Raw genomic sequence first — 20505 nt, forward strand, 5'->3', positions numbered from 1 at the left:
GGGAGCCGGATTTGAACCGACGACCTTCGGGTTATGAGCCCGACGAGCTACCAGACTGCTCCATCCCGCGTCTGTGTGGCGGCATTCTATAGAGAATCGCTGGGGTGTCAACCGTTAATCCAGAAATGAATCAAATAAGTGTGAGAAAGGGCAAAACAGCAGGCGCAGGGGCGTAAGTTTCGGAATCACAACGATTTCTCTTGTCCACGTGCTCTAGGCGGCCATGAGGGGGGAGAGGGGGCCTTAGGACAAAACTGACGCGCACAAAAAAGGCCACTCTTTCGAGTAGCCTTTTTTGATGTTTGGTTGCGGGAGCCGGATTTGAACCGACGACCTTCGGGTTATGAGCCCGACGAGCTACCAGACTGCTCCATCCCGCGTCTGTGTTGGCAATTCTATAGAAATGCGCGGGGGTGTCAACCTGCAATTTTGATAAAACCTGTTCCTGTTCAATCGCTTAGCTGCAAATCGGGGCACTCGATCGGCCTGAGAGGCAGGCCTGGCAAGGCCTGCGGCTCTATTAGAGGTGACTTTTCGATTGAGAAAATAAATTTATGGTGGTTCGCCTACGACTGAAAAGAACCGTCAAGGTACTGGTGCTATATACAGTTGTCAGTGAGATACTGTTTTTCCTACATCGCGTGACGCTATTTCTACTCCATGAACACCGCGTTGAAATGACCCAGCGAAAAATCATCCACGTCGATTGTGATTGCTTTTACGCCGCCATCGAGATGCGGGACGACCCGCGCTTGGCTGGAAAGCCCCTGGCGGTCGGCGGGTCGGCGGACCGGCGCGGGGTGATCGCCACCTGCAACTATGAAGCCCGGGCTTATGGCGTGCGCTCAGCCATGTCTTCGGGGCACGCATTGAAGCTGTGTCCGGACCTGACGATCGTCAAGCCACGAATGGACGCCTATAGAGAAGCGTCCAGGGAAATTCACACGATCTTTCGCGACTACACCGAGATCATTGAGCCGCTTTCCCTGGACGAGGCTTACCTCGATGTGTCGGACAGCGCGCATTTTGGCGGCAGTGCGACGCGAATTGCCCAGGACATTCGCCGGCGTGTCTCCAATCAGTTGCATATCACCGTCTCCGCCGGCGTGGCCCCCAACAAGTTTCTGGCCAAGATTGCCAGCGACTGGAAAAAGCCCAACGGGTTATTTGTGATCACCCCGGATCAGGTCGAGGCGTTTGTCAGTGGCTTGTCGGTGAGCAAGCTGCACGGGGTCGGTAAAGTCACTGCCGAAAGGCTGGGCAAGCTCGGTATTGTCGACTGCTCACAGCTACGCGAGTGGGACAAGTTGGCTTTGGTGCGCGAATTCGGCAGCTTTGGCGAGCGACTCTGGAGCCTGGCACGTGGGATCGATGATCGCTTGGTCCATAACGACAGTCGCCGCCAGTCCATCAGTGTCGAAAACACCTACGACGTTGACTTGCCGGACCTGCGCAGTTGCCTGGAAAAACTGCCGGAGCTGCTGGATACCCTTGCATCCCGCATGGCGCGAATCGACAGCAGTTATCGGCCGGGCAAACCCTTCGTCAAAGTGAAATTTCATGATTTCACCCAGACCACGCTGGAGCAGGCGGGGGCGGGGCGGGATTTGGGCAGTTATCAGTTGTTGCTGACGCAGGCGTTCAACCGTGGCGGTAAGCCGGTGCGGTTGTTGGGCGTAGGGGTGAGGCTGGAGGATTTGCGGGGCGGGTTTGAGCAAATGGAGTTGTTTGAGCGTTAACAACCTTAAAGTCAAAAGATCGCAGCCTACGGCAGCTCCTACATGAGCGCGCGTTCCCCTGTAGGAGCTGCCGAAGGCTGCGATCTTTTAAAAGGCCTTAATTGGGTCCCGGATCCGCCACCAGCCGCCCGGCATCCTTGGTCAAGGACTTGAGGAATTCGGTCTGCAGCTCCGGGTCGTTGCGAGTCAGTTCGATCAGGCTCTGTTCAAGCTCGGTGGCTTCTTCCTCCAGGCCCAGCTCCGACAGGCGCTTGACCCGGTGAACCCACTGGCTCACTTCGTCATCTTCAAGGTCGTCGTAAATCAAACCGTGGGCTTCGAGCAACTTGCCGCGCAAGGTGTTGCTCAGTGCCAGCGACGAATCGCTGTGCACATCGTCCTTGGCGTCCTGGACGTTGATCTGCAGCTTGCTCAGGTGATTGAGGTCATGTTCGGCGAACGGGCTGTCCAACAGGTTCAGGCGCAATACGCCATTCTTGTCGGTGCTCAACTGGAAGGTTTCCTTGCCAGCCTTGACTTCGACCGGGCGCTCGCTCCAGGGCAGGCTCGAGTACTCCGTGCGCTTGTCGAGTTGCACTTCGTCGATGCCCGCCAGGTTCTGCTGGGCGCGTCCATGGGACTGCACGTTCATGAACGGGTTGAGCCCGGCGAAGCCGTAGCTGAACCAGTCCCTGGTCATGCTGTCTGGCAGATTGCCCAGGGCAAACACGTTGGCCACATTGGCGCCGACCCCGGCCACCACCGCGACCGCGCCCAGCGGGATCTCATAGACCTCCCGCCAGGGTTGGTACGGCGTGTAGCGATCGTAATGGCGGGTAACCTCGAACTCGGTGACTTCGAAAGTCTTCTGCTCGTGGATTTTCACCCGGCGTTGAGGCAGCTCAAGCACCTTGGGCTCACCCACATCGATCTGCAGGCTGTGATCAAGCAGTTTGCGCTCGATGCGTTCCTCGTGCTCGCTGCGTTGTGACATGTGATTGGCACAGCCGCTGACCAGCAGGGTGCCGCACAGGGCGGCACCACCGAGGCCTAAGGTGTTTCGCTTGAACATGACGTCTCTATCTGGTTTCAGCGGCGGATACGGGCCTGAAGGAAAGGCAGCACGTCGGCGACCGGCAGCGCTTGCGGCTCGGCCTCGGTACGGCTCTTGTATTCCAGGTTGCCTTCGGCAAGGCCGCGGTCACTGACCACGATCCGGTGAGGAATGCCGATCAGCTCCATGTCCGCGAACTTGATGCCCGGGCTGGTTTTCTTGTCGCGGTCGTCCAGCAACACTTCAAAGCCTGCCGCAGTCAGTTCTGCATACAGCTTGTCGGTGGCTTCGCGAACCAGGTCGGTTTCGTAGCGCAGGGGTACCAGGGCAACCTGGAAGGGTGCCAGGGTGTCGCTCCAGATGATGCCCTTGTCGTCGTTGTTCTGCTCGATGGCAGCCGCAACCACGCGGGAAACGCCGATGCCGTAGCAGCCCATTTCCAGGGTGACCGGCTTGCCGTTTTCCCCCAGTACTTCGCACTTCATCGCCTTGCTGTACTTGTTGCCCAGCTGGAAGATGTGCCCGACTTCGATGCCGCGCTTGATTTCCAGGGTGCCCTTGCCGTCCGGGCTTGGGTCGCCGCTGACCACGTTACGCAAGTCGGCCACGGTCGGCACGGGCAGGTCGCGTTCCCAGTTCACACCGAAGTAGTGCTTGTCGTCGATGTTGGCACCGATGCCGAAGTCGCTCATCAGCTCGACGGAACGGTCGATGATGATTGGCAGCGGCAGGTTCAGCGGGCCCAGGGAACCGGCGCCGGCACCAATGGCGTCGCGCAGTTCCGCTTCGGAAGCCATGACCAGCGGGCTGGCGACGCCAGGCTGGTTGGCGGCCTTGATTTCGTTCAGCTCGTGGTCGCCACGGATGATCAGGGCAATCAGCTTGCCTTTCTCTTCAGCGTGCACCACCAGGGTCTTGATGGTCTTTTCAATCGGCAGATTGAATTTTTCCACCAGCGCGGCAATGGTCTTGGTCTCTGGCGTGTCGACCAGACGCAGCTCTTCAGCCGGTGCCGGACGGGAAGTCTCACGCGGCACGGCTTCGGCTTTCTCGATGTTCGCCGCGTAGTCGGAACCGTTGCTGAAGACGATATCGTCTTCGCCGGACTCGGCCAGTACGTGGAACTCGTGGGAGCCGGCGCCGCCGATGGAGCCGTTATCGGCCTCAACCGGGCGGAACTTCAGGCCCAGGCGGGTAAATACGTTGCAATACGCCTGATGCATGCGGTCGTACGTGACCTGCAGCGATGGCTGGTCGGCGTGGAACGAGTAGGCGTCCTTCATGATGAATTCGCGACCGCGCATCAAGCCGAAGCGCGGACGGATCTCATCACGGAATTTGGTCTGGATCTGATACAGGTTGATTGGCAGCTGCTTGTAGCTGCTCAACTCGTTGCGCATCAGGTCGGTGATGACTTCCTCGTGAGTCGGGCCGGCGCAGAAATCGCGACCGTGGCGATCCTTGAAGCGCAGCAATTCAGGGCCGTACTCTTCCCAGCGCCCGGATTCCTGCCACAGCTCAGCCGGTTGAGTGCTCGGCATCAACACTTCGAGCGAGCCGGCGGCGTTCATTTCTTCGCGAACGACGGCTTCGACCTTGCGCATCACTCGCAAGCCCATCGGCAGCCAGGTATACAGGCCCGAGGCGAGTTTGCGGATCATGCCGGCGCGCAGCATCAGCTGATGGCTGATCACGACCGCGTCGGAAGGCGTTTCTTTCTGTGTGGCAAGCAAAAATTGACTGGTGCGCATGGTTGGCCGTTATCGATTGCTGATGACGAGAAATGACGGAGCATTGTACGGGCGAGTTCCGCTGCCGTACAGGCGTGCGGTCGGTGCGGTGGCAGGAGGACGGGATTGACCCCGTCCTCTGTAGGATTTCTGCGCGTGTTCCCTACGATTCTTCCATGATCTGGGTAGGCGCCGGCTCCGGTTTCGGTGTCGGACCGGCGCGACGGTTCTCCTGGAACCAGTGCAAGGCGATCAGCAGGAGCGTCGGAACCCCGAGCAGGGCGGTGATCAGGAAGAAGTTGTGATAGCCGAACTTCTCTACCATGACGCCTGAATAGCCGCCGATCAGGCGCGGCAGCAAGAGCATGATCGAGCTGAGCAGAGCGTATTGGGTGGCGGAGAACTTGAGGTTGGTCAGGCTCGACAGGTAGGCAACGAACGCCGAGGTCGCCAGGCCTGAACTGAAGTTGTCCAGGGAGATGGTGAGGACCAGCATGTTGAGGTTGGCGCCCATGTCGGCGAGCAACAGGAACAATATATTGGTGCCCGCCGACGCGACACCACCAATGAACAGGATCGGCAAGATGCCAAAGCGCACGATCAGCAGGCCGCCCATGCCGGCGCCCACCAAGGTCATGATCAGGCCGAAGATCTTGCTGACGCTGGCGATCTGGTCCTTGGTGAAACCCTGGTCGATGTAGAACACGTTCGCCATCACGCCCATCACCGTATCGGACATCCGGTAGGTGGCGATCAGCCCCAGCAGCAGCAGCGCTTGCCAGCGATAACGCAGAATGAAGTCGTTGACCGGCGTCAGCACGGGGGCCAGGCCGCGACGGCCCATGGCCGACAGGCACAGGGCGGTGAGTGTGGTGTAGAGGATCGCGCGCAGGAGCGCGCGGTCTTCGAGCAGCAGGTCGAGCAGGCTCACGCCTTCGAACAGCACGCTGGCAAAGTCGGTGTTATAGAGCTGCGTAAACATGGCCGGCACGGACACCAGCAGTACGATCAGGACGAAAACCGAGGCCAGTTGATGCACAAAGCTGTAGCGCCCGGCCTGCAATTGCGTGCGCAGAGGCACCGCAGGTTCACGCATGAACAGCGAGGTGAGCAACGCCGGCACCATCAAGGCGCCGAACAGCAGGTAAGTGCCAGCCCATGCCGAATGCTTGTAGTTGAAGCCGGTTGAACCGAAGCCCTCGGCGAAGAACAGCGCGCCGGCCGTGGCCAGCAGTGCTGCTATGCGATAGCCGGACATATAGCTGGCGGCGAGCGCTGCCTGGCGACTGTCTTCGGCGATTTCCAGTCGGTAGGCGTCCACTGCAATGTCTTGCGTCGCCGAGGCGAAGGCGACGACCACTGCGATGGCGATCAGCCAGGACAAATGCTTTTGCGGGTCACAGAAGCCCATCCCGACCAGGCCAAGAATGACCAGTGCTTGCGACAACACCAGCCAGGAACGTCGTCGGCCGAGTTTGCCGAGCAACGGCAGGCGCCATTGGTCGAGCAGGGGGGACCAGACCCATTTGAAGGCATATGCCAGTCCGATCAAGCTTGCATAACCGATGGTTTCGCGCGCCACACCGGCTTCACGCAACCAGACCGAAAGCGTCGAGAACACCAGCATGTAGGGCAAGCCGGCGGCGAAACCCAGCAATAACAGTACGAGCGTCGAAGGGCTGGCATAGGCAGCAAGCGCGGCGCGCCAGGTTTTACGGGGCATGGGCTGGAGTCTGCCTCAAGAAATACGGAAACAAAGCGCGCACTCTAACCGCTGTGCTCTACCGGGCGCCACCCATGACGCTGAATATCAACACGATTGTTCTGGATACTGATGCCCTCCATGCGCAGTCGCGCGCGCTGTTCGTCCCCGGATGGGCTGCCTACGGGCAGGCTCAGGCGCCCGCCGGCACCGAGTACGCGGTGCCAGGGCAATTTGCTGTCGCCGGGCAATTGACTCAATGTCCTGCCGACCCAGCGAGCGGCGCGTCCCAGTCCCGCCAGTTCGGCGAGTTGACCATAACTCACGACCTTGCCTTCGGGTACTTGCGCGAGCGTCAGGTACAGCGCCGTGCGTCGGATTTGCGCGGCACTCTCGGGTTTTTCGGTCAGCTCGATCACGTTCGCAGTTCCTGAAGTCGTTCGCAGTACCGTCTGTAGAGTAAATGCTGGATTGCCAGTTGAGAAATGAACTCAATAGAAAAAGTTGGGTCACTCCTTGCTAGGGTCTTATTCCTGAGGATAATGCCGACTTTTTTTCGCGAACCTGAGCCTGTATTTGCTTATGTTGTCCAGAACCTTGCTATGCCTCGCTGTCGTCAGTGCTTCCACTCCCTTGCTCGCGGACACCGTCTGGTTGAAGAACGGTGACAAGCTGAGCGGCAAGATCATCCTGTTCGACGGTGGCAAGCTGTTGGTCCAGACGGAGTACGCCGGTGCCGTGCCGATCGACTGGAAACAGGTCAAGACCCTGGAAAGCGATCAGGAGCTGCTGGTCAAGCAGGACGCCTACACCGGCGAGAAGGCCAAGTCGCTGCACGCGGCGGAAGATGGCAAGGTAACCCTGGAAAACGGCGAGGCGCCCAAGACTGTTGAGCTGGCGAGCGTCCAGCAAATCCTCAAGCCCAAGCCTGTGGTCGAGGATCTGGTGTGGAAAGGCAATATCGATGCGGCGCTGGATTATCAGCGGGCAGACAAGGATACCGACGACTACGACATCGACTTCAAGACGACGGCGCGCCATGGTCGATGGAGGCATATTGCGGAAGGCGAGTACAACCGAGAATTCCAGGATGACGTGGTGACTACGGACAATTGGCGGGGAGAATACTCGCTAGACCGTTTCCTGACGGAAAAATGGTTCTGGCAAGGTCGCCTGGTGTACAAGCGTGACAAGGTCGAAGACCTCTCCCGCCAGCGTACTGTCGGTACCGGTCCAGGTTATCAATTTTGGGATAACGAGCTGGGGGCATTCTCCCTGGGCTCTCTGATCAACCGCACTGATTACCAATTCAGCGATGGCAGCAAGGAAAACTTCTACTCTGTCGCGATGAAGTGGGACTACAACCGTTACCTGATTGGCAAGAAAGTGGAGTTCTTCACCAATGGCGAGGTGGGCAAGCCGTTGTCGGGCGTGGCTGAGTATGCACTGGATGCCGAGATGGGCCTGCGTTACAAGGTTACGGACTGGGCGTCGCTAAACCTCAAGGCCGAGCGAGATATTATCGACGGAACTGACGATGCCGATCTGGACAAGACCCGCTACACGGCAGGATTTGGCGTGACCTGGTAAGACGCATAAAGATCGCAGCCTGCGGAAGCTCAGAGGATTGATGTACATCCGGTAGGAGTTGCCGCAGGCTGCGATCTTTTTTGGCCTGCGAAAAACCTGCAGGCACAAAAAAGCCCCGCTTTTGAGAGCGGGGCCTTTTACTAAAGCAAGTACAAGTTAGATAACTTGAACTTCTTCAGCTTGCATGCCTTTCTGACCGCGGGTAGCGATGAAAGAAACCTGTTGGCCTTCTTTCAGGCTTTTGAAGCCGTCGGATTGGATAGCTTTGAAGTGAACGAACAGGTCGTCACCGGATTGTGGAGTGATGAAGCCGAAGCCTTTTTCATCGTTGAACCACTTAACGGTACCGGTTTGGCGATTAGACATGGTGTAACTCCTTGAACAAAGATAACTGCGACTCAGGAAGAACCCTGGCCGAGACTGAGTGCAAAGAGCAGGAAAAATTCTTGTAGATGGTTGGATCGAAATTCAACATATCGTGTAGAGATTCTCAGTGACACAAGCAGCACAGTGGCGCCACCTTAACCCTTTTTCCGGAACGTGCCAATGCTTCTTGCGAAGGTTTATCTGTTTTAAGGATCGACGGTGTGACGCTTCGTCGCCATTACAGGTAATTCCTGGCTGTTTGGCGAGAATTGCAGCGCGGACTTTGAACCCGGCGGCGCGCCCGGTAAGATGCCGGACAGATTTTTTCGACCTCGCTATTCAGGACACCCGCCATGAGCATCAAATCGGACAAGTGGATTCGCCGCATGGCGCAGGAACACGGCATGATCGAGCCTTTCGTCGAGCGCCAGATGCGCGGCAGCGATGACAGCCGCGTGATCTCCTACGGCGTGTCCAGCTACGGCTACGATGTGCGTTGCACCAATCACTTCAAGGTGTTCACCAACATCAACTCGGCGATCGTCGACCCGAAAAACTTCGATGCCGGCAGCTTCGTCGACATCCATAGCGACGTGTGCATTATTCCGCCGAACTCCTTCGCCTTGGCCAGCACCGTCGAGTACTTCCGCATCCCGCGTAATGTATTGACCATTTGCCTGGGTAAAAGCACCTACGCGCGCTGTGGCATCATCGTCAACGTCACGCCGCTCGAGCCTGAGTGGGAAGGTCACGTGACCCTGGAGTTCTCCAACACGACCAACCTGCCAGCGAAGATCTACGCGAACGAAGGCGTCGCGCAGATGCTGTTCCTCGAATCTGACGAAGAGTGCGAAGTCTCCTACAAGGACCGTGGCGGCAAGTATCAGGGCCAACGTGGCGTCACCCTGCCACGCACCTGAGTCAGCCGTCCGACGAACCTTGGGAATTCCTGGGCGAGCGTACACTCTATGGAATGTACTGTTCCGATTCGCGTAAGGCGGATCGGGCCATCGCCCAGGAGTGCTTTATGAAGATCGATCCGCGTATAAGTGCCGAACTGGCAAGGCTTGAGCCCAATCAGGTTGGCGTCCTGGCCTGGTCCTTGTTGGCACATCCGCCCGTCAGCATGGCGGGGGGCATCCCCGGCCAACCTGATCCTGATACGCCCAATGAACAACCGAGCGAACCCGGTGAGCCGACCCTGCCGGATGAGCCACCTCCCGCGCCAGTTGTCTGAGACCCGCTGCCTTCTTCTGTAGGAGCGAGCATGCTCGCGAAGAACGTGAGGGCGCTGAGTTTTCCAGAAAGCCCGCATTAACGTTAACTTCCATCGCGAGCAGGCTCGCTCCTACAGGGACACCGGCCAGATTTCGTCGTCGCCGATGACGAAAATCCTACAGTCGTCGTCCTGTTCCACCAGATAACCTCCGGTAAACGCCCCGAAGGCCGGTAGCAGGCTGATGTCCCCGCCCAGTCTGAAACATGGCAGCCGCAGGCTCTGCCGACCCCGACCGTTGAGTCGATAAACTGGATGCACGTGACCGGCGAGTACATGTCGATCCGCATGCGGCTGGGGTTCGTGCTGCAAAGCGAACGGCCCCAGCAGCAACGGCTCAGGCACCACTCGAATGTTCAGCGAGGCCGGCGGGTCCCCGGCACGCTTGTCATGGTTGCCGCGAATCAGCGTCATGGCCAGCTTGGCATTGCGTGTTCGCCAGTCAATCAATGCTTGCAGCGTGGCGCTGGCATGGGAACCCGGTCCGTGAAGAAAATCGCCTAGGAAAATCAGCTGTCGGCAGGGCAATGTGGCCAGCAGTTCGTCAAGCACGGCGATGTTGCGGCGGGTGGTACCTTGGGGGACTGGTTGGCCAAGGCTTCGGTAAGCGGCGGCCTTGCCGAAGTGCACGTCAGCGATCAACAACGCTTGCTGAGCAGGCCAGTAGAGGGCTTTTTCCGGCAGCAGCCAAAGCTCTTCGCCGGCCAGTCGCACGGGGTAGGGCGTACTCATCAGGCTTTCCCTGTTCCGGCTGTTATCTCAAGGTCGCTGACCATGCGTCGGATGCGGTCGGCGAGTTTTTCTGAACTCATGCTCTCTCTCATACGTTCCACCAGCAGCGGAAACCCGAGGGGTGTAGGACGTTTGACTTGATGCAGGTCGAGACGTAGCTGACTGATGTGCGCCAACGTCTGTTCCAGGCGATGAATATCCAGTTCCTCGCGCAGGACTTCTTCTCCGGCCTGGGCCAATAGCAAATTGCCCGCGTCGTACTGTTTGAACACTTCGAAAAACAACCCGCTCGAGGCTTGAACCTGGCGCGTGCTCTTGGCTGCACCGGGGTAACCGGCGAACACCAGTCCGGCGATCCGGGCGATTTCCCGAAAGCGCCGCAAGGCCAGCTCTCCGGCATTCAGGCTGGCGAGTACGTCCCTGAGCAGATTGTCTGGGCTCAACAAGTCAGGACTCAGGGCTTGCACCCAGTCCACCGGGGTGGCGCTCAGCAATTCCAGCCCGTAATCATTGACCGCGATGGAAAACGTCACGGCCTGCTGCTGACTGACTCGCCACGCCAGCAAGCTGCCCAGGCCCAGATGCACCTGACGGCCGGCGAAGGGATACAGGAATAGATGCCAGCCCTCACGGGACTTCAACGCCTCGGCCAGCAACGATTGCGACGTTGGCAAGCCAGACCAGCGTTGCTGTACCTCCAGCAGCGGGCGCAATGCCTGCATTTGCGGGCCGCTGAACTCGCCGCGCGCCGCCTCACTAAAGCGCGTGACCACCGCTTGCGCCAGCTCATTGGAGAGGGGCATGCGACCGCCATTCCACCGCGGCACCGCGGCTTTCTTTACGGTGCTGCGTTTGACATAGGCGGTCATGTTTTCCACGCGTACCAACTCCAGCAGCCGCCCGGCAAACAGAAAGCCATCGCCCGGCTTGAGTCGCGCGATGAAACCTTCTTCAACACTGCCCAGTTGTTTGCCGCCGCCGCCCTTGCTCCAGAATTTCAACTGAATGCTCGCATCGCTGACAATCGTGCCGATGCTCATGCGATGGCGGCGGGCCAATCGTGCATCGGGTACACGCCAGATTCCCTGTTCATCCGGCTCGACCCGGCGGTAATCCGGATAGGCTGTCAGGGAAAGCCCGCCGTGACGTACGAAAGCCAGCGCCCAGGTCCAATCCGCCTCAGTGAGATCACGATAAGCCCAGGTGGTGCGTACCTCATCAAACAACTGATCGGGCACAAAACCGCCACCCAGTGCCATGCTGACCAGATGCTGGACCAGCACATCCAAGGGTTTATGCGGTGATATTCGAGGTTCGATCCGTCGCTGCGCCACTGCATCCTGTGCCGCTACGGCTTCGATCAGCTCCAGGCTGTGCGTCGGCACCAGCGTCACCCGGGAAACGCGTCCCGGCGCATGCCCGGAACGCCCGGCGCGCTGCATCAGGCTGGCCACGCCTTTGGCCGAGCCAATTTGCAGCACCCGTTCCACTGGCAGGAAATCCACGCCCAGATCCAGGCTGGAGGTGCAGACCACGGCTTTGAGGTGACCTTCCTTGAGGGCACGCTCCACCCAGTCACGGGTTTCACGGGACAGCGAACTGTGATGCAACGCGATCACCCCCGCCCAGTCCGGTCGGGCTTCAAGCAACGCTTGATACCAGATTTCCGATTGCGCACGCGTATTGGTGAAAACCAGGCTGCTGGCGCTGTCATCCAGTTGCGCGACGACCTGCGGCAACATTTTCAGGCCGATATGTCCGGCCCATGGAAAGCGCTCGATCGCGGGCGGCAGCAGCGTATCAACCTGCAGTTTTTTATCCGTCGGGCCTTGAACGTTGATACCGCCGCCCTGTGGGATTAATACCTGCTCGGCGTGGTCCTGATTGCCCAGCGTCGCGGAAACGCCCCACACGATCAATTGCGGGTTCCAGCGGCGCAGGCGGGCGAGCGCAAGTTGCAGTTGCACGCCGCGCTTGTTGCCGAGCAATTCGTGCCATTCGTCGACCACGACCATGCGCAAGGTCGAGAGTGCTGTGTGTGCATCCGCTCGGGCGAGCATCAACGTCAGGCTTTCCGGGGTGGTGATCAGCGCGGTAGGCAAGCGTCGGCTCTGGCGTGCACGTTCGCTGCTGCTGGTATCACCCGTGCGCAGGCCGACGTTCCAGGGGATCTGCAAGTCGAGCAGCGGCGCCTGCAGTGCACGGGCGGTGTCGGCAGCCAGGGCGCGCATCGGGGTTATCCAGAGAACGGTCAAGGGATCGACTACGGGTTTTCGTTTGCGTGGTGTTTCAACCGCAGGTGCAGAGCGTGCGAAGCGATTGAGCACGCCGAACCAGACCGCATAGGTTTTGCCGGCGCCGGTGCTGGCGTGCAGCAGACCGGATTGTCCTTGTTTGACGGCTGCCCACACCTGTTTCTGAAAGGTGAACGGCTTCCAGCCGCGAGCGGTGAACCAGCGTTTGGCGAAGTCGGTGGTGGTTCCCATACCGGCGGCGTGCGCTCTGAGAGTGTTCTTTGACTGACCACGGCGCAACGCGAAAGGTTTAATGACTGATGCGTGCGGTCTTCGCCGAGCAGTTCTCATATTCGGAAATAACTGTGTTTGTCGTTGAAACCTATTGGCCGATGGGCCGTGGTTTTATCGCTGCGCTGTTCGTCCTGCCGCGTCTTGCCAGGGCCGACAGCGAGCCGTCGACCATGAATATGAAAAGGAACATTCAGATGAAGTCAGTTCGTGCAGGGCATTTGCGCGCCGATTTGATCACGGAGAGTGGGAAGCTCCTCGCGTTTCGGGCAGCGCCAACGCTCGACTATTTCGAACAGCCAGGCTTGCACTGCCTTGGCGCGAGCGATGGTCTGGACAAGGCGTTTTATCTCTATCTGCCGCAGGGTATCGACAGCGGCAGGTTTCATCTGGGATTGAGTGAACGCTCCCCGATGATCATTCACGTGACGGGCAGTTCGGAAGCGGAGTTGTATCGAGGCGCGCTTGAATTGACGGTGGGAGGCGACGCACAGTTTGCCGGAAGTTTCCGCGGCCTGGATGCCGACGGCATCGAGGTGGAAAACGGCAGCTTCAGGCTTGAGCGTGAAGCCAGTTGAGTGACGGAAGCCAGTCAGCCTGGCTCCCGTTTCAAGGGTTGAACGCTTATTTCAAGTTGCCGCTGAGGAACTGTTTCAGACGCTCGCTCTTCGGGTTGCCCAGCACATCCTCCGGCGCGCCTTCTTCCTCCACCAGGCCCTGGTGCAGGAACAACACCTGGCTCGATACTTTGCGCGCGAAGCTCATTTCATGGGTGACCATGATCATGGTCCGGCCTTCTTCGGCCAGGCCCTGGATCACCTTGAGCACTTCACCCACCAGTTCCGGGTCGAGCGCCGAGGTCGGTTCGTCAAACAGCATCACTTCCGGTTCCATGGCCAACGCGCGAGCAATCGCCACCCGTTGTTGCTGGCCACCGGAAAGGAATGCCGGGTATTGATCCGCTACGCGTGCTGCCAGCCCGACCTTGTCGAGGTAACGTCGGGCGCGATCTTCGGCTTCCTGCTTGCTGCAGCCCAGCACCCGGCGCGGGGCCATGGTGATGTTTTCCAGCACCGTCATGTGGCTCCACAAGTTGAAATGCTGGAACACCATGGCCAGGCGGGTGCGAATTCTTTGCAGTTCATCGGCATCGGCCACGTGCATGCCATGACGATCCTTGATCATGCGAATTGCCTGGCCGTCGAGGCTCATGGCCCCATCGTTGGGCTGTTCGAGGAAGTTGATGCAGCGCAGGAAGGTACTTTTTCCGGAGCCGCTGGCACCGATCAGGCTGATGACATCGCCCGTGTTGGCCTTGAGCGACACGCCCTTGAGCACCTCATGATCGCCATAGCTTTTATGCAGGCCTTCAATGGTCAGTTTGTACATGGAGCATGCATCCTCAAGGCGAAAGTAGGTAGCCGCTGCGATAGGCTTCGGCGCCCGCGACGTGGGCGATCACCATGCCGGCGGTGGCCATGCGGCGCAGCGAGCGGGCGTACATCAGGCCGGCGGCAGTGCAATGGACAGGCGTGACACGGTCGCTGATGGGGTCAATGATTTCGGCGATCAGTTGCCCGGCTTCCAGGTATTGCCCCGGCAGCGCACTGAACACCAGCAGCCCGCCAACAGGCGTCGCCACGGGTTCCACTCCGGCCAGGGGGGTGGCCGGGTAGGGCAGGTCGGGCAATGGCGCCGACTCACCGGCAATCGCGCCGAAATGAATCAGATAGTCGATCAGCGCCTGGCTGTCCTGGCTGGCCAGCGGGTGGTTGACGTCGCCCTGGCCGCGCAGCTCGACGGTGACCGAAAAGCTCCCCGGCGGAATATCGAAGTGCTCGCCGAAGCGCTCCTTCAATTGCCACCAGAGCAGCGTGAAGCATTCATCGAACGACTGGCCACCGGAGTCGGTGGCCAACAGGCTGGCTTCGGAACCGATGTAGCGAGCCAGCGGCTCGACCTGTGGCCAGGCTTCGGGCGTGGTGTACAGGTGCGCCACTGCTTCGAAGTCACAATGCAGGTCCAGCACCATGTCGGCATCGCAGGCCAGCCGTTGCAGGGTCAGGCGCTGGGATTGCAGCTGGGTGCTGGCGGTCTGCCGCGCCAATACCTGGCGCAGGTTGTTGCGGATCAGTTCGAGGTTGCGCTGCGGGTCGTCGCCGAGTTGGCCTTCGATCGCGTTGCCCACCTCTTCGCTCAAATCGATGAACCAGCGGTTGAAGTTCTGCCCACTTTCGAGCTCATAGCGCCCCAGCGGTACATCCATCAACACTTGCTCCAGGCCCGGCGGGTTGGCCACGGGCACCAGGACGATTTCACTGCGCAGCCGGCCGGCGGCTTCCAACTCCGCCAGGCGTTGCTTGAGGTGCCACGCCACCAGCATGCCGGGCATTTCATCGGCGTGCAGGGACGACTGGATGTAGATCTTGCCGTTGGCCGGTTGCGGCCCGAAGTGAAAACTGTGGATCTGTCGTGCGGTCCCCGGCAGTGGGGCCAGCAAGTCATGTATCTGGTGGCGCATTTGTCGTGTTTCCCGAAGCGGGGTCCTAGTGAGTCGGCCCGAGGAAGGCCAGCCATCGGCGTTCGGCGAGGCGGAACAGGCCGACCAGCGCAAAGGTGACGGTCAGGTAGATCAGCGCGGCGATCCCGAACGACTGGAAGGTCAGGAAGGTCGCCGAGTTGGCGTCCCGAGCGACTTTCAGGATGTCCGGGATAGTCGCAGTGAACGCCACGGTGGTCGAGTGCAGCATCAGGATCACTTCGTTGCTGTAGTACGGCAACGAGCGACGCAGCGCCGAAGGCATGATCACGTAGGCATACAGCTTCCAGCCTGTCAGGCCGTAGGCCTTGGCGGCTTCGACTTCGCCGTGGGCCATGCTGCGGATCGCCCCGGCGAAAATCTCCGTGGTGTAGGCGCAGGTGTTCAGGGCGAACGCCAGGATGGTGCAGTTCATCGCATCGCGAAAGAAGCTGTCGAGCAGCGGTTGCGCGCGCACGGCGGCCAGGCTGTAGATCCCGGTGTAGCAGATCAGCAGCTGGATATACAAAGGCGTGCCGCGAAACAGGTAGGTGTAGAACTGCACCGGCCAGCGAATGTAGAAGTGCGGTGAAACCCGGGCGATCGACAACGGAATCGAGACGATGAAGCCGATGAAAATCGATGCACTGAGCAACCACAGGGTCATGGCCAGGCCGGTGATGTTCTGACCGTCGGTGTAGAGGAAGGCTTTCCAGTATTCCTGCAGGAGTTCGATCATCGCACGGCCTCCCGGGTACCCGCGGCATAGCGGCGTTCGAGCCAGCGCAGAATGACGTTGGAGGCGCTGGTGATCGCCAGGTAGATCAGGGCGGCGAGCACCAGGAAGTAGAACAGCTGATAGCTGCTTTTACCCGCATCCTGGGCCGCCTTGACCAAGTCGGCGAGGCCGATGATCGACACCAGTGCAGTGGCCTTGAGCATGACCATCCAGTTGTTGCCGATACCCGGCAGGGCATAACGCATCATTTGCGGAAACACCACGATACGGAACCGCTGGCCGCGCTTGAGTCCGTAGGCCGTGGCTGCTTCGACCTGCCCGCGAGGCACGGCGAGGATCGCGCCGCGGAAGGTTTCGGTGAAGTAGGCGCCGTAAATGAAGCCCAGGGTCAGTACCCCGGCGCTGAACGGGTTGATCTCGATGTATTCCCATTCCATGTAATCGGTGAGCGACGTCAGCCAGGTTTGCAGGCTGTAGAAGATCAGCAGCATCAGCACCAGGTCTGGCACCCCGCGAATCAGCGTGGTGTAGCACTGTGCAAGCAGGCGTAGCAGTTTGACTTTCGACAGCTTGGCACTGGCGCCGAGTAGACCGAGCAATACGGCCACCAGCAGTGACATCGCCGATAACTTGATGGTCATCCAGGTGCCTTCCATCAGCAGCGGGCCAAAGCCCTTGAGGCTGAAGGCGGAGAGCCCCAGTGTGTTTAAGAGGTTTTCGAACATAAATCAGCAACCTGATCGGATGAAAAAAGCGCCCATCGCGAGATGGGCGCCGGGCATTACTTGCCGCTGTACAGGTTCAGATCGCCGAAGTGTTTCTTTTGAATAGTGGCGTAGGTGCCATCATCGTGTAACGCTTTGATACCTTTATCCAAAAGTGCTTTCAGCTCGGTGTTACCTTTCTTAATGCCGATTGCCGTCTTGGCGGGCAGCAGTTCGCTGTCAACCGGCTTGCTGACTTCGTAGCCTTCACCTTTTGGCGACTTCAAGAAGCCCAGTTCGGCTTGCAGCATGTCCTGGATCGCGGCGTCCAGACGGCCGGAAGTCAGGTCGGAATACACCTGGTCCTGGTTCTGATAGGCCTGGGTCTTCACGCCGGCCTTATCCAGCACAGCCTTGGCGTAGGCTTCCTGGATGGTGCCTTGTTCGTAGCCGACGGTCTTGCCCTTGAGCGACGCGACGTCTTCGGTCAGGCCGGAACCTTTCTTGAACACGTAGGCGGTTGGACCGGAGAACAGTTCGCTGGAGAAGTCGATGACTTTTTCGCGGGCCGGGGTGACGGTCATCGAAGAGATCACGCCGTCGAATTTATTGGCCTTGAGGCCAGGAATCATGCCGTCGAAGTCGCTTTCGACCCATTTGCACTTGACCTTCAGCTCAGCGCAGATCGCGTTCCCCAGGTCGATGTCGAAGCCTACCAGGCTGCCGTCGGCCGCTTTCGACTCGAACGGCGCGTAGGAAGGGTCAACACCAAAACGCAATTCCTTGTATTCCTTTGCCAGCGCGGAACCGGCTGCCACGCACAACGCCAGTGCAGAAAGGGTCAGCAATGCTTTTTTCATTATTCAATCCCTAAGAACCAATATGAGCGCTTGTGGCGCAGAATTATTGTTACTGGTAAGCGTAAGCCCTAATGAAAGTAGCAATTTCCGAACCAGAGTACCGAACAAGCGTTTAAAAGGTATTCGGGAAATTGCAGGAGGGGATTAGTGCACGAAAATGGGCGTCGTGAAAAGCCTGCACTTTTCTGGTTCTGCACAGCGATCGCATACAGCGGTTCAGCCGAGCAGATCCTGTAATGTACCCAGGTGATCAGCCTCTTCGACCGATTTGTCCTGCCGCCAGCGCAGCATCCGCGGAAACCGCACCGCAATCCCGCTTTTGTGCCGTTTGGACAAGGCGATGCCTTCGAAACCCAGTTCAAACACCAGGCTCGGCTTGACGCTGATCACCGGGCCGAATTTTTCTACCGTGGTTCTGCGCACGATGTTGTCGACCTGGCGCATTTGTTCATCGGTCAACCCTGAATAGGCCTTGGCAAACGGCACCAGCGCGCGTTCGCTGGCGTCGGGTGGCGCGTCCCAGACGGCGAACGTGTAATCGCTGTAGAGACTGGCGCGGCGGCCATGGCCGCGCTGCGCATAAATCAGCACCGCGTCGACACTGAACGGGTCGACTTTCCATTTCCACCAGACCCCCATGTCCTTGGTGCGACCGACGCCGTAGAGCGCGTCCCGAGCCTTGAGCATCATGCCTTCGACCCCGAGCCGGCGCGATGCTTCCCGCTGGCGGGCGAGGTCGAACCAGTCTTCGCCGGTCAATAAGGGCGAGGCGAGCAGCAGAGGATTGTTGGCCTGGGTGATTACCTTCTCCAGTTGACTGCGCCGCCGGTTTTGCGGCTGATTGCGCCAATCCTCGCCTTGCCATTCCAGCAAGTCGTACGCGAGGATGACCACCGGCACGTCATTGAGAATCTTGCGGGTGAGGTTTTTCCTGCCGATCCGCTGCTGCAACAGGGCGAAAGGTTGTACGGCAGGGGAATCCGGAGGCGGATCGAAGGCATCTTCGGTCCCTGTGTGAGCGGCTTTCCAGGCGACGATCTCGCCGTCGATCACGGTGCCGTCGGGCAAGCAGTGGATCATACTGTCAAATTCAGGAAAGCGATCGGTGACCAATTCTTCACCGCGCGACCAGATCCATAGGCGTCCTTCGCGTTTGACGATCTGGGCGCGGATGCCATCCCACTTCCATTCGACCTGCCACTGGCTGGCGGTGCCGAGCAGCGCTTCGAATTGTTCGACCGGTTGTGCCAGGGCGTGGGCGAGGAAAAACGGATACGGCTGACCGCCGCGTTGCGCATGTTCGTCGGGAGATTGCGCGGCGACCAACTTCAAGTAGCTGGCGGCAGTGGGGCGGTTGGACAAATCGGTGTAGCCGACCATTCGTTGGGCCACGCGCTTGCTGTCCAGGCCAGTCATGGAGGCCAGCGCTCGGGTCACCAGCAACTTCGAGACACCGACGCGAAAGCTGCCGGTGATCAACTTGATGCACAGCATAAGGCTGGGGCGGTCCAGTTGCGACCAGAGAGCGGGCAGGCGTTCGGCGAGCACCTGCGGGGATTCGCCGCGCAATGGCAGCAGTTTTTCTTCGATCCATACCGCCAATCCGTCGCTGGAGCGATAAGGCGATTCGGGCAACACCAGGGAAATCGTTTCCGCCAGGTCGCCCACCGCCTGGTAGCTTTCTTCGAACAGCCACGCCGAAAGCCCGGAATACGCGACTGCCAACTCCCGCAGGACGCGCACCGGCACTAATTGCCTTGGGCGTCCTCCGGACAGAAAGTACACCGCCCACGCGGCATCTTCCGGCGCGGCCTGAGCAAAATACTCTTGCATCGCCGCCAGCTTGGCGTTGCTCGATGTCGTGGCGTCGAGTTCGGCGTACAGCTGGGCGAAAGCCTTCATGGCAGTGCCTCGACGCTCTCGGTTTCGGCGGTCGATGCCTCCTCATCGTCACCGTACTCGGTGCGAAAGCCCTGGGCATCGAGGCCTTGTTCACGCAGGTGGCGCACCAATACCGCGCCGGAACCGTGCGTGACCATTACCCGCTCAGCGCCAGTCTGTTCGATGGCCCACAGCAATCCCGGCCAGTCTGCGTGATCGGACAACACGAAACCGCGATCCACCCCACGTCGCCGACGCGTTCCGCGCAAGCGCATCCAGCCGCTGGCGAAACCGTCGCTGTAGTCGCCGAAACGGCGCATCCAGGTGCTGCCACCAGCCGAAGGCGGAGCGATGACCAGCGCTTTGCGCAGAATCGGATCGTTTTTTTGGAAATCGCCAGCGTAGAGCGTTGGCGGCAGGTCTATGCCGGCCTCGCGATAGACACGGTTCAGCGGCTCCACCGCGCCATGCGTCAGGATCGGCCCGAGGCTGGCATCGATGCCATGGAGAATGCGCTGGGCCTTGCCGAAGGAATAACAGAACAGCACGCTGGCTTTATCTTGCTCGGCATTGGCCTGCCACCATTGATTGATCTCGGTAAAGACCTGCGCCTGGGGCTGCCAGCGATAGATCGGCAGGCCGAATGTCGACTCGGTGATGAAGGTGTGACAGCGCACCGGTTCGAACGGTGCGCAGGTGCCGTCGGGTTCGATCTTGTAGTCACCTGACGCCATCCAGACTTCCCCGCCATATTCCAGGCGCACCTGGGCCGAGCCGAGTACATGGCCGGCGGGGTGGAAACTCAGGGTAACGCCGTGATGCAGCAACCGCTCGCCATACGCCAGGGTTTGCAGGTCGATGTCCTGGCCCAGTCGTGCTCGCAGTATCCCTTCACCGGGTGCTGCCGCCAGGTAGTGCTGGTTGCCGGTGCGGGCGTGGTCGCCATGGGCGTGGGTGATGACCGAACGCTCGACCGGCCGCCACGGATCGATGTAGAAATCGCCGGCGGGGCAATACAAGCCTTCAGGGCGCGCGATGACAAGGTCCACGTTGCTGTCCAAGTGCAGGGGCTTGTTAGCTAGGAGGCTGGCGCGGGCGAAGAAGTTCTAT

At 59.6% G+C, this 20505-nt stretch carries 19 protein-coding genes and 1 tRNA gene; 5 read left to right on the top strand and 15 right to left on the bottom strand.

All coding sequences use genetic code 11. From position 1 onward, the window contains the following. Positions 1-303: 303 nt before the first annotated feature. A tRNA-Met gene (locus tag AC3WWR_RS02000) sits at positions 304-380 on the bottom strand. 297 nt (positions 381-677) lie between these two features. Here AC3WWR_RS02000 and dinB point away from each other — a divergent pair. Next, positions 678-1739: a DNA polymerase IV gene (gene dinB, locus AC3WWR_RS02005; protein ID WP_033045757.1), complete on the top strand. Its 1062-nt coding sequence runs from the start codon at positions 678-680 to the stop codon at positions 1737-1739. 97 nt (positions 1740-1836) lie between these two features. Here the strand turns inward: dinB and AC3WWR_RS02010 are convergent, their stop codons facing one another. The 4 genes from AC3WWR_RS02010 to AC3WWR_RS02025 all read right to left on the bottom strand — a co-directional run bounded on the left by AC3WWR_RS02010 (position 1837) and on the right by AC3WWR_RS02025 (position 6650). Next, positions 1837-2790 carry a hypothetical protein gene (locus AC3WWR_RS02010; protein WP_020797099.1) on the bottom strand — a complete coding sequence of 318 codons (954 nt, stop codon included), beginning with the start codon at positions 2788-2790 and terminating at the stop codon, positions 1837-1839. Positions 2791-2807: 17 nt separating this feature from the next. Then, complete coding sequence (locus AC3WWR_RS02015) at positions 2808-4523, bottom strand: proline--tRNA ligase (protein ID WP_020797098.1); 1716 nt, start codon at positions 4521-4523, stop codon at positions 2808-2810. A 142-nt stretch (positions 4524-4665) separates the two neighbouring features. Next, positions 4666-6225 (bottom strand): AmpG family muropeptide MFS transporter, encoded by a 1560-nt coding sequence (locus AC3WWR_RS02020; RefSeq protein ID WP_020797097.1) that lies wholly within the window; start codon positions 6223-6225, stop codon positions 4666-4668. Positions 6226-6269: 44 nt separating this feature from the next. After that, positions 6270-6650 (bottom strand): MGMT family protein, encoded by a 381-nt coding sequence (locus AC3WWR_RS02025; RefSeq protein ID WP_492598444.1) that lies wholly within the window; start codon positions 6648-6650, stop codon positions 6270-6272. 136 nt (positions 6651-6786) lie between these two features. Between AC3WWR_RS02025 and AC3WWR_RS02030 the strand changes: the two genes are divergently transcribed. Continuing rightward, positions 6787-7794 carry a DUF481 domain-containing protein gene (locus AC3WWR_RS02030; RefSeq protein ID WP_033045526.1) on the top strand — a complete coding sequence of 336 codons (1008 nt, stop codon included), beginning with the start codon at positions 6787-6789 and terminating at the stop codon, positions 7792-7794. Between the two features lie 156 nt (positions 7795-7950). On the opposite strand, the gene AC3WWR_RS02035 is transcribed toward AC3WWR_RS02030, so the two are convergent. Continuing rightward, the gene (locus AC3WWR_RS02035) at positions 7951-8160 is read right to left on the bottom strand and encodes a cold-shock protein (protein WP_002554837.1); all 210 of its coding nucleotides are present in this window, start codon (positions 8158-8160) and stop codon (positions 7951-7953) included. Positions 8161-8513: 353 nt separating this feature from the next. Between AC3WWR_RS02035 and dcd the strand changes: the two genes are divergently transcribed. Next, on the top strand, positions 8514-9080 hold the full coding sequence (gene dcd, locus AC3WWR_RS02040; protein ID WP_007940589.1) for a dCTP deaminase: 567 nt from the start codon (positions 8514-8516) through the stop codon (positions 9078-9080). 107 nt (positions 9081-9187) lie between these two features. Then, the gene (locus AC3WWR_RS02045; RefSeq protein ID WP_020797093.1) at positions 9188-9397 is read left to right on the top strand and encodes a hypothetical protein; all 210 of its coding nucleotides are present in this window, start codon (positions 9188-9190) and stop codon (positions 9395-9397) included. A gap of 111 nt (positions 9398-9508) precedes the next feature. Here AC3WWR_RS02045 and pdeM read toward each other — a convergent pair whose 3' ends face one another. Together pdeM and AC3WWR_RS02055 are read right to left on the bottom strand one after the other, a co-directional pair. Then, positions 9509-10168, bottom strand: a complete 660-nt coding sequence (gene pdeM / locus AC3WWR_RS02050; RefSeq protein WP_020797092.1) for a ligase-associated DNA damage response endonuclease PdeM — start codon at positions 10166-10168, stop codon at positions 9509-9511. Then, the gene (locus AC3WWR_RS02055) at positions 10168-12654 is read right to left on the bottom strand and encodes a ligase-associated DNA damage response DEXH box helicase (protein WP_492598419.1); all 2487 of its coding nucleotides are present in this window, start codon (positions 12652-12654) and stop codon (positions 10168-10170) included. Before AC3WWR_RS02055 ends, pdeM begins: the two co-directional genes overlap by 1 nt. Positions 12655-12722: 68 nt before the next feature. On the opposite strand from AC3WWR_RS02055, the gene AC3WWR_RS02060 reads away from it, so the two are divergent. Further along, positions 12723-13271, top strand: a complete 549-nt coding sequence (locus AC3WWR_RS02060; RefSeq protein WP_020797090.1) for a hypothetical protein — start codon at positions 12723-12725, stop codon at positions 13269-13271. A 46-nt stretch (positions 13272-13317) separates the two neighbouring features. Here the strand turns inward: AC3WWR_RS02060 and AC3WWR_RS02065 are convergent, their stop codons facing one another. From AC3WWR_RS02065 to AC3WWR_RS02095, 7 genes are all read right to left on the bottom strand, one after another. Beyond that, positions 13318-14082 (bottom strand): ABC transporter ATP-binding protein, encoded by a 765-nt coding sequence (locus AC3WWR_RS02065; RefSeq protein ID WP_020797089.1) that lies wholly within the window; start codon positions 14080-14082, stop codon positions 13318-13320. A gap of 13 nt (positions 14083-14095) precedes the next feature. Continuing rightward, complete coding sequence (locus AC3WWR_RS02070) at positions 14096-15214, bottom strand: succinylglutamate desuccinylase/aspartoacylase family protein (protein ID WP_492598420.1); 1119 nt, start codon at positions 15212-15214, stop codon at positions 14096-14098. A gap of 25 nt (positions 15215-15239) precedes the next feature. Continuing rightward, a complete protein-coding gene (locus AC3WWR_RS02075; RefSeq protein ID WP_020797087.1) occupies positions 15240-15950 on the bottom strand; it encodes an ABC transporter permease in 711 nt (236 codons plus the stop codon). Then, positions 15947-16675, bottom strand: coding sequence for an ABC transporter permease (locus AC3WWR_RS02080; RefSeq protein ID WP_020797086.1), 729 nt, complete (start codon positions 16673-16675; stop codon positions 15947-15949). The genes AC3WWR_RS02075 and AC3WWR_RS02080 overlap by 4 nt, the downstream gene beginning before the upstream one ends. A 56-nt stretch (positions 16676-16731) precedes the next feature. Continuing rightward, positions 16732-17514 (bottom strand): transporter substrate-binding domain-containing protein, encoded by a 783-nt coding sequence (locus tag AC3WWR_RS02085; RefSeq protein WP_020797085.1) that lies wholly within the window; start codon positions 17512-17514, stop codon positions 16732-16734. 216 nt (positions 17515-17730) lie between these two features. Continuing rightward, on the bottom strand, positions 17731-19416 hold the full coding sequence (locus tag AC3WWR_RS02090) for an ATP-dependent DNA ligase (RefSeq protein WP_033045306.1): 1686 nt from the start codon (positions 19414-19416) through the stop codon (positions 17731-17733). Then, positions 19413-20444 (bottom strand): ligase-associated DNA damage response exonuclease, encoded by a 1032-nt coding sequence (locus AC3WWR_RS02095; protein WP_492598421.1) that lies wholly within the window; start codon positions 20442-20444, stop codon positions 19413-19415. Before AC3WWR_RS02095 ends, AC3WWR_RS02090 begins: the two co-directional genes overlap by 4 nt. Between the last annotated feature and the right edge of the window lie 61 nt (positions 20445-20505).

This window comes from Pseudomonas sp. EB271-G4-1 (assembly GCF_058791355.1).

Bases quoted from the DNA above. Each gene is read 5' to 3' on its own strand.
- dinB (WP_033045757.1), top strand. From the start codon at position 678: ATGACCCAGCGAAAAATCATCCACGTCGATTGTGATTGCTTTTACGCC.
- AC3WWR_RS02010 (WP_020797099.1), bottom strand. From the start codon at position 2,790: ATGTTCAAGCGAAACACCTTAGGCCTCGGTGGTGCCGCCCTGTGCGGC.
- AC3WWR_RS02015 (WP_020797098.1), bottom strand. From the start codon at position 4,523: ATGCGCACCAGTCAATTTTTGCTTGCCACACAGAAAGAAACGCCTTCC.
- AC3WWR_RS02020 (WP_020797097.1), bottom strand. From the start codon at position 6,225: ATGCCCCGTAAAACCTGGCGCGCCGCGCTTGCTGCCTATGCCAGCCCT.
- AC3WWR_RS02030 (WP_033045526.1), top strand. From the start codon at position 6,787: ATGTTGTCCAGAACCTTGCTATGCCTCGCTGTCGTCAGTGCTTCCACT.
- AC3WWR_RS02035 (WP_002554837.1), bottom strand. From the start codon at position 8,160: ATGTCTAATCGCCAAACCGGTACCGTTAAGTGGTTCAACGATGAAAAA.
- dcd (WP_007940589.1), top strand. From the start codon at position 8,514: ATGAGCATCAAATCGGACAAGTGGATTCGCCGCATGGCGCAGGAACAC.
- AC3WWR_RS02045 (WP_020797093.1), top strand. From the start codon at position 9,188: ATGAAGATCGATCCGCGTATAAGTGCCGAACTGGCAAGGCTTGAGCCC.
- pdeM (WP_020797092.1), bottom strand. From the start codon at position 10,168: ATGAGTACGCCCTACCCCGTGCGACTGGCCGGCGAAGAGCTTTGGCTG.
- AC3WWR_RS02055 (WP_492598419.1), bottom strand. From the start codon at position 12,654: ATGGGAACCACCACCGACTTCGCCAAACGCTGGTTCACCGCTCGCGGC.
- AC3WWR_RS02060 (WP_020797090.1), top strand. From the start codon at position 12,723: ATGCGTGCGGTCTTCGCCGAGCAGTTCTCATATTCGGAAATAACTGTG.
- AC3WWR_RS02065 (WP_020797089.1), bottom strand. From the start codon at position 14,082: ATGTACAAACTGACCATTGAAGGCCTGCATAAAAGCTATGGCGATCAT.
- AC3WWR_RS02070 (WP_492598420.1), bottom strand. From the start codon at position 15,214: ATGCGCCACCAGATACATGACTTGCTGGCCCCACTGCCGGGGACCGCA.
- AC3WWR_RS02075 (WP_020797087.1), bottom strand. From the start codon at position 15,950: ATGATCGAACTCCTGCAGGAATACTGGAAAGCCTTCCTCTACACCGAC.
- AC3WWR_RS02080 (WP_020797086.1), bottom strand. From the start codon at position 16,675: ATGTTCGAAAACCTCTTAAACACACTGGGGCTCTCCGCCTTCAGCCTC.
- AC3WWR_RS02085 (WP_020797085.1), bottom strand. From the start codon at position 17,514: ATGAAAAAAGCATTGCTGACCCTTTCTGCACTGGCGTTGTGCGTGGCA.
- AC3WWR_RS02090 (WP_033045306.1), bottom strand. From the start codon at position 19,416: ATGAAGGCTTTCGCCCAGCTGTACGCCGAACTCGACGCCACGACATCG.